The sequence below is a fragment of the Candidatus Methylomirabilota bacterium genome, from assembly GCA_035709005.1.
Lineage (GTDB): Bacteria > Methylomirabilota > Methylomirabilia > Rokubacteriales > CSP1-6 > 40CM-4-69-5.
Genome location: DASTFB010000129.1, coordinates 1 through 7,754 on the forward strand (window position 1 = coordinate 1; position 7,754 = coordinate 7,754).

At 69.2% G+C, this 7,754-nt stretch carries 8 protein-coding genes and 1 pseudogene; 7 read left to right on the top strand and 2 right to left on the bottom strand.

Annotated features, from left to right (window positions below; genetic code table 11):
* The 7 genes and pseudogenes from VFR64_21650 to VFR64_21680 all read left to right on the top strand — a co-directional run.
* On the top strand, positions 1 to 727 hold a 727-nt coding region (locus VFR64_21650), incomplete at its 5' end, for a restriction endonuclease (protein ID HET9492336.1).
* Positions 728 to 925: 198 nt separating this feature from the next.
* On the top strand, positions 926 to 2,260 hold the full coding sequence (locus tag VFR64_21655; protein ID HET9492337.1) for a DUF222 domain-containing protein: 1,335 nt from the start codon (positions 926 to 928) through the stop codon (positions 2,258 to 2,260).
* 42 nt (positions 2,261 to 2,302) lie between these two features.
* Positions 2,303 to 2,665 (top strand): annotated as a pseudogene (locus VFR64_21660) (site-specific DNA-methyltransferase).
* Complete coding sequence (locus VFR64_21665; protein ID HET9492338.1) at positions 2,644 to 2,856, top strand: hypothetical protein; 213 nt, start codon at positions 2,644 to 2,646, stop codon at positions 2,854 to 2,856. Before VFR64_21660 ends, VFR64_21665 begins: the two are co-directional and overlap by 22 nt.
* A gap of 37 nt (positions 2,857 to 2,893) precedes the next feature.
* On the top strand, positions 2,894 to 3,826 hold the full coding sequence (locus tag VFR64_21670; GenBank protein ID HET9492339.1) for an HNH endonuclease: 933 nt from the start codon (positions 2,894 to 2,896) through the stop codon (positions 3,824 to 3,826).
* A gap of 69 nt (positions 3,827 to 3,895) precedes the next feature.
* Positions 3,896 to 4,372 (top strand): cupin domain-containing protein, encoded by a 477-nt coding sequence (locus VFR64_21675; GenBank protein ID HET9492340.1) that lies wholly within the window; start codon positions 3,896 to 3,898, stop codon positions 4,370 to 4,372.
* Positions 4,373 to 4,377: 5 nt separating this feature from the next.
* The gene (locus tag VFR64_21680) at positions 4,378 to 5,382 is read left to right on the top strand and encodes a 5-methyltetrahydropteroyltriglutamate--homocysteine methyltransferase (GenBank protein HET9492341.1); all 1,005 of its coding nucleotides are present in this window, start codon (positions 4,378 to 4,380) and stop codon (positions 5,380 to 5,382) included.
* A 26-nt stretch (positions 5,383 to 5,408) separates the two neighbouring features.
* On the opposite strand, the gene VFR64_21685 is transcribed toward VFR64_21680, so the two are convergent.
* Complete coding sequence (locus tag VFR64_21685) at positions 5,409 to 7,454, bottom strand: class I SAM-dependent methyltransferase (GenBank protein HET9492342.1); 2,046 nt, start codon at positions 7,452 to 7,454, stop codon at positions 5,409 to 5,411.
* Positions 7,455 to 7,459: 5 nt separating this feature from the next.
* A partial coding sequence (locus VFR64_21690; GenBank protein ID HET9492343.1) for a 5-methyltetrahydropteroyltriglutamate--homocysteine S-methyltransferase occupies positions 7,460 to 7,754 on the bottom strand: 295 nt, incomplete at its 5' end.

Consider the following 7,754-nt stretch of genomic DNA (forward strand, 5'->3'; position numbering starts at 1 on the left):
CACAATCACCCGGAACGCCGGCATCATCGGCGAGGCCGTCGATCTGAGCCTGGACCACCTGGAAGATACCCGGACGTCCACGCTGCTCTTTCACCTGACGCAGCGGCTGCTCTACACGAAGTGGCGCGATGCGGGCGAGGCTCCGAAGCTGCACCTCTTCGGCCAGCTCAAGCGGATCACCCGCGAGTGGCTCGAGACCCACCTGGTATGCAAGGGCGGCACCTACCCGGCTCAGCTCATGTACCAGGAGCTGGCGGACATGGCCTGCAACAAAATCACGGCGGCCATCACGGCTGCGTTCGTGGACGAGCGGCCGATCAAGGCGGTGGCTGAGTTCTGCCGGGTGGCCGAGTCGCACCCTCGCGTGAAAGCGTACGTAAAGAACCACAACCTCGGCCTGGAGGTGCCCTACCGTTACGGCTCCGAGACCCGGCGCTACCTACCTGACTTCATCGTACTGGTGGACGATGAACATGGCGCCGACGACCTGCTGCACCTGGTCGTCGAGATCAAGGGCTATCGCCGCGAGGATGCCAAGGAGAAAAAGGCGACGATGGACACCTACTGGGTGCCCGCCGTCAACAACCTCCGCACGCTGGGCCGGTGGGCGTTCGCCGAGCTGACGGAGATCTACCAGATCGAGGCTGACTTCAAGGCAAAGGTGACGCAGGAGTTCGATGCGATGCTCGCGCGGATCGGCGCAGTGTCAACAAAAGTCCCCACTTGACAGCATTCGGCGCGCACGTCAGTGGCACGTTTCCGGGGCCCTCCGGATGCCGCCTCAGCGGGCCTCCGAGGCCCGTGGACGCGCCTTCCGAATCGCCGCCGCGGAAATCACAGAGTGCGCTCTCATCGTGCGCTGGCACCCCCTGGGAAGAGCCCCCACACCCAGGGGTTAGAGTCGCCCCAGCAAGGGGGACTCGCCATGAACATCGCCGAGCTGAACCGCCTTGGCGACGAGATCGCCGAGCTGTCTGCGCACCTGAACGCTGCCACCGCCCGGCTCCTCGACCTCATTCGCGAGTTCGACGCTCGCGGCGGCTGGAACAACGGCTTCCGCTCCTGCGCTCACTGGCTGGCCTGGCGCGTGGGCCTCGACCTCGGCGCTGCCCGCGAGAAGGTGCGCGTCGCCCGCGCGCTCGGCAACCTGCCGCGCCTGGCCCGCGCGCTGGCCACCGGCGAGCTGTCCTACGCCAAGGTCCGCGCCCTCACCCGCGTGGCCACCCTGGAGACCGAGGAGCGCTTGCTGGCCGTCGGCCGCGCCGGCACCGCGGAGCACGTCGAGCGCATCGTCCGCGGCTGGCGCTGGATGGATCGCAAGGCCGAGGCCCAGGACGCCGACCGCCAGCACAGGGCCCGCTCGCTGCACGTGTATCAGGACGCCGACGGTACGGTCCGGGTCCGCGGGCGCCTGGCCCCCGAGGTCGGGGCGCTGCTGATGAAGGCTCTGGACGCCGCGCGGGAGGCCCTGTACCAGCAGGCGCGCGAGCGGCAGGCGCGAGCCGTTCGCGACGACGTTTCCGCGGAGACGTCGCCGGCCATGCAGACGCCGGAGATACCGACGATGGAGCAGCAGCAGGCCGACGCCCTGGGCCTGCTGGCCGAGACGGCGCTCCACCACGGCCTCGATCCGGGCGCCCCGGGCGAGCGTTACCAGGTGGTCGTCCACGTGGACGCTCCGGTGCTGGCCGACAGCGAGCATCCCGGCCAGTCGGTGCTGGAGGACGGCGTTCGCGTTTCCGCGGAAACGTCCCAGCGCCTGGCCTGTGACGCCAGCCAGGTGGTCATGGGCCACGACGCCGAGGGCCGGCTGCTAGAGGTCGGGGTCCGCACGCGCACGATCCCGCCCGCGCTACGCCGGGCGCTCCAGCACCGCGACCAGGCCTGTCGCTTCCCGGGCTGCAACGTCCGGTTCGGCCAGGGCCATCACATCCGTCACTGGGCGCAGGGTGGCCCCACCACGCTGTCCAACCTCGCGCTGCTGTGTCGCCGGCATCACCGAGCGGTGCACGAGGAGGGTTACCAGGTGGAGCGCCGGGCGGACGGCGCGCTGGAGTTCCGGCATCCGTATGGGTGGTTGATCCCCGACGTCCCCGAGCCCTCCGCCGTAGAAGGCGACCCCGTCCGGACCATCCGGGCCCGCAACGAGGCCGAGGGGCTTACACTCGGCGCCCACACGGCGACGCCCGGCTGGCTGGGTGAGCGCCTGGATGTGGGCTATGCGATCGACGTGCTCCACCCCTTGGCGAGGAACGGTTGATGGCGAAGAAAAGCAAGCCACCGGCCACTGCGCGTCGCCTACGAGCGCCGCAACCGCGACCTCGACCCGCAGCTCGTCTGGCGCGGCAAGGACCAGCAGGACTGGAGCGACCTCGTCGTCCAGGCTCCGCCCATCTACATTCAAGAGAAGGTCCTGCCCAAGGTCCTGATCGACGACCTGCTGCGGCAGACGAGGGAGAGGCGCCAGGAGGCGGGTGAGGTCATCCCGGATCTGTTCGCCGATTTCAACGGCCTCCCCGAAGGCGTGGACAAGACCGACTTCTACCAGCACGACCAGAACTGGTCGAACCGGATGATCCTGGGCGACTCGCTCCAGGTGATGGCCAGCCTCGCCGAGCGCGAGGGGCTCCGCGGGAAGGTCCAGTGCATCTACATCGACCCGCCTACTTCCTGGGGGCCAACGACCCCTATGGTGCCCTCAAGACGACCCTCAAGGCCGAGATCGACGAGGCGGCCTGGGCCACGTTGCGCAGCGATACCTCACGTCCCTTTGACAGGCCGAAGTCGGGCCGCATTGCCGTGAAGGTCATAAATCACATGGGCGACGAGGTGATGAAGGTGTTCCGGGTCACCTGATTTTGTTCCGCTCCGAGTTCCTGCAAGATCTTCAACGATGACGCAGGCCGCGGACGATCAGGACACCGCGGTCCGGCTCCGCGCGTTCGACTTCCTTCGCGAGCAGCGGCGCCGCTTCGGCGACGCGTCGCTCCCGCGAGCAGTCCTCGAGCGCGGCTTCGACTTTGAGGGCGTCAGAGTCCCCCTCATCGGTCCGCAGGGGATATTCAAGCCGGCCATCCTGCCAGAGGTACCGCTCACCATCACGACGGCCCCGCCGGTCGAACATCGGGAGCGTCCTTACGACGACGGGTTCATCGACGGCGGGTTCCTCCGTTATCGGTATCGGGGCACCGATCCGAACCACCGAGACAACGTCGGGCCGCGCTTAGCCATGCAGCGGCAGGCTCCGCTCATCTACCTGCACGGCATCGTTCCAGGACTCTACGAGCCAGCGTGGCCGGTGTTCATCGTGGAGGATCATCCCGATACGCTGACCTTCATCGTGGCGATCGATGACCAGCTCGGGGTATCGGCGCCGTGGCAGTTCAACGACCCGGCGGCGCTGACTGCGCGACGGCAGTACGTGACAGCGGTAGTCCGGCAGCGCCTGCACCAGCGCAGCTTCCGTGAGCGCGTGCTCCGGGCATACCAGCAATGCTGCTCTATTTGCCGGCTGCGCCACGGCGAGCTGCTGGAAGCCGCCCACATCCTGCCCGACGGCCATCCGCTCGGTGAGCCGGTCGTCCCGAACGGCCTCGCCCTCTGCAAGCTCCATCACGCCGCGTTCGATTCGTACATCATCGGCGTCACGCCGGATCTCGAGGTCAAGGTGCGGCTCGACGTGCTGGAGGAGATCGACGGGCCGATGCTCCAGCATGGGCTCCAGGGCTTTCAGGGCCGGCGGATCCACGTGCCGCCCGCCGACCATCTCAAGCCGAATCGCGACTTCCTGGCTGAGCGTTACGCGCTGTTCCGGACGGCGAGCTGAGGCGGCTTGACCCCCGCGCCGGCCCGGGGTATGCGTGGTCCACTTCCCACGGGAAAGGAGTCACTGCCGATGGCGCTTCAGGTTCGTCGCGTGATCACCGGACACGACGCCAGCGGGCGGGCGGTCGTCAAGATCGACGAGGTGTCCAAGAATATCGTCTCCAGCCGGCCGGGCGCCGCGGCCTGCGTCGTCTGGACCACGGAGGGCTTTCCGGTCAACAACGACGGCCAGGGCGACGAGGGGCTTCGCAAGGTCGGCACCACCCTGGCCAACGGCACGGTCTTCCGCGTCATCGAGTTCGCCCCGGGCGTGGCGGCCCGCAACCACCGTACGGACTCGATCGACTACATCGTCGTCATGTCGGGCGAGATCGACATGGAGCTCGACGGCTCCACGGTCCACCTCAAAGCCGGCGACGTGATGGTCCAGCGCGGCACGATCCACAACTGGGTCAACAAGGGCGCCCGGCCCTGCGTGCTGGCGGTGGTCCTCGTCGACGCGAAATCCGTCGAGGCCGGGGGCAAGGTCTTGACGGCGGTAGGCTAAGGGCCGTGCCCGGCATCTCGACCACGGTTGTCGGCAGCTATCCCCAACCGGACTGGCTCGTCGACAAGACGCAGTACCGGCTCAATCCGGTCCCCCGTGTGCGCCTGCCCCGGATCTGGCGTGTCGGCGAGCCGTGGCTCCGCGAAGCTCAGGACGACGCCGTGCGGCTGGCCGTGGCCAACATGGAAGCGGCGGGCATCGACGTCGTCACCGACGGCGAGCAGCGCCGGGAGAGCTACTTCAACGAGTTCGCCAACGCCCTGGAGGGGCTCGACCGCGAACGGCCAGGCACCGCGCTCAGCCGGCGGGGCACGCCGACGCCCGTGCCGCGCGTGATCGGGCCCATCGCCCGCACCCGGCCGGTGAACCTGCGCGACGCCCGGTTCCTGCGCGCGGTGACGGACCGGCCCATCAAGGTCACGGTGCCGGGGCCGTTCACGATGACCCAGCTCGCCCAGGACGAGTACTACAAGGACCCGGAGCGGCTGGCCGAGGCCTACGCGGTGGCCGTCAACGCCGAGCTGCGCGACCTGGAGGCGGTCGCCGACGTCCTGCAGCTCGACGAGCCGTATCTGCAGGCCCAGCCCGAGCGCGCCCGGGCCTATGCGGTCCCGGTGATCGACCGGGCCCTGGCCGGCATCCGCAAGCCGACCATCGTCCACCTCTGCTTCGGCTACGCCTTCACGGTGAAGGACAAGCCCAGCGGCTACTCGTTCCTGCCCGAGCTGGACCGCTGCGCGGCCTCCCACGTCTCCATCGAGGCGGCGCAGCCCAGGCTGGACCTGGCGATCCTGGCCGCCCTGCCGTCCAAGACCATCGTGCTCGGCGTGCTGGACCTCAACGACCCGGTCGCGGAGTCGCCGGCCACGGTGGCGGCGCGGCTGGAGGCCGCCCTGCGTCACGTGCCGGCGGCGCGTCTGGTCGCCGCGCCGGACTGCGGGATGAAGTACCTGTCACGCGAGCTGGCCTTCGCCAAGCTCCGTGCCCTTGCTGCGGGGGCGCGGGGCTGAGGGGGCCGCCACGGCCGGGGACGTCCTCACTGCCTGATGCAGGTGATGTACGTCCAGCAGCACTGGAACGCCGGGCGGCCTCCGAACAGCATGTCCATGGCGTGACGGATGAGCGCCAGGCGATCGCGCACCGCCTCCTGGCCAGGCGGCACCCCGTCCACCCTGGTCGAGCCGCCGACCCAGCCCAGCACCGCTTCGTGGTACGCGCTCAGGAACTCGAACCATTCGTCCACCCGGGCCTCGATGGTGCGGGCCGTCACCTCCTCGATCGCAAACCCGGCCTCGGTGAGCGAGCGCAGGTAGTAATCCAGCGGCCGGACCGGAAGGAAGACCCGGTCGCGGTGAGCCAGGTGCGCTCGCATCCGGGCCTCATCGTCGAGGAGGGGGCGGTAGGCAGCGTAGCGCGGGTCGTTACGGACCAGGCCGGTGGCGATCTCGTGGATCGCCCAGACAGTTTCGTCCAGGATCCACTCGGTCGGCCCGGCCTGCGGGTTGCGGATGTTCCCCGACTGCACGAAGACCCGCCCGCCGCGACGCAGCACCCGGGCCCAGGAGGCCAGGGTTTCCCCGAGATCGAGATAGAGGTGGATGGCGTTGGTGGACGCGATGGCGTCGGCCTGTCGCGTCAGCAGCGCGGGCCCCAGGACCTCGTCCAGCAGGTCGAGCCGCTTGTCCTGTTTGCGCCAGCGCAACAGCCGAAACGCGACGCGCTCGTCATCACCGAACTTGTCCAGGGCCACGCGCAGGAACTTGGGGGAGCTGTCCACGATCAGCACCCCGACCTGCCGGTTGAAGATGCGCAGCTTGAGCCGGTCCAGCAGGATCCCCGTCCCGCCCGAGTAGTCGATCAGGATCTGGCCCTCGCCCAGGTGCCGCGCCAGGTCCTCGACCGTGGGGTCGAGGTTGCGATACCACCCGTGATTTTCGACCGTGTCGTACTGCAGCCCGAAAGTCTCCACGGGCTGGTGGGTCCAGTCTTCCTCGGGAACACGGACGAAGCCGGGCGGCCACTGGAAGCGCGCCTGGGGCCGGCCGGGCTGATGCACGGAAGCGCTCAGCTCGCGGTGGATCCGCAGGAGCTCGGGGATGGTGCTGGGCGGACGACGGCCCCACCCGCACTCGGTGGCGATTCCGAAATCCGAGATGCAGCGCCGGGCCACCTCCATGCGCCGCGTGGTGCCCTCGACCCCGTCGGTGTGGTGGACGAGCCCCAGGTAGAGCTCGGTCTCCGGCCGCAGCCGCAGCTCTCGTAGCGGCAGGTAGTAGCCGTCGTCGAAGCGGTCGCGAGGCACCGGCAGGTGCAGCCAGTTGAGCGGGCGGCCCAGGCTGATGGTCAGCGCGTTGGCCACGTCGACCAGCTTGCGAGCGTCGGCCGGCTCCTTGAAGTGTCGGTGCTGGACGTCGCCATAGCAAAAGTGATAGCCGAGCTCGACGTCCGTGGGCACCTGCCGGGCCAGCCGGAGCAGGCGTTCCAGGATGCCGGCCCTGGCGTCGGCAAACCAGACCGGGAAGACCGTCTCCAGCATCCCGAACTCGAAGTTGGTGTCCCACTGGATGGCGAGCTGATCACGCGGCACTGTCTCCAGCACCAGGCGAAGCTCGGCCAGCAGGCGAGCCTCGTAGGCGGGCTCCAGCAGAGCCTGGGCCTCGGGCACGACGAACGCGCTGATGGGCGCCAGCGGTGTGGGCAGGCAGACCTGGAAGCGGCAGGCCTCCGGCAGCAGCGCATCGCGCTTGAGCCGCGCGAACATCCGATAGGACGCGATCGCCGCTTCCGCATACCCCAGCGCCTCGAAGACGACGCCGGCCGGGTGCGCGGCCTCGTCCAGGCGCACGCGCGGCAGCGGCCGCCAGCTGTTCGGGCCGGGCGGCACCACCTCGAGCTGAGGGTGGGAGGTGAACACGGGTAACTGCCAGACGATCCAGTCGGAGCGGGGCCCGGTCTCCCCATCGGGAATGCGCCGCAGCCGGTCGCCGATGGCGGCGGCCACGGTGCGGAACACCGCCTCGGCGCTGGCCAGCGGCACGCTGCCCACCAGGTGAGCGCCATGCGCCGGGACGTGCGGGTCCACTGCCCTCAGCGCCAGATGTCGCGCGCGACCCTCGCCACCAGCCCCAGCTTGGCCCACTGATCCTCCTCGCTGAGGAGGTTGCCCTCCATCATCGAGGCGAAGCCGCACTGGGGCGACAGGGCCAGGTCCTCGAGCGGCACGTAACGGGAGGCCTGTTCGACGCGGCGCCGTACGTCGGCGGCCGACTCCAGCTGGGGACGCTTGCTGCTGACCAGGCCCAGGACGACGGCCTTGCCGCGGGGCACGAACCGGAGCGGCTCGAAGCTGCCCGAGCGCTCGTCGTCGTACTCGAGCAGGAAC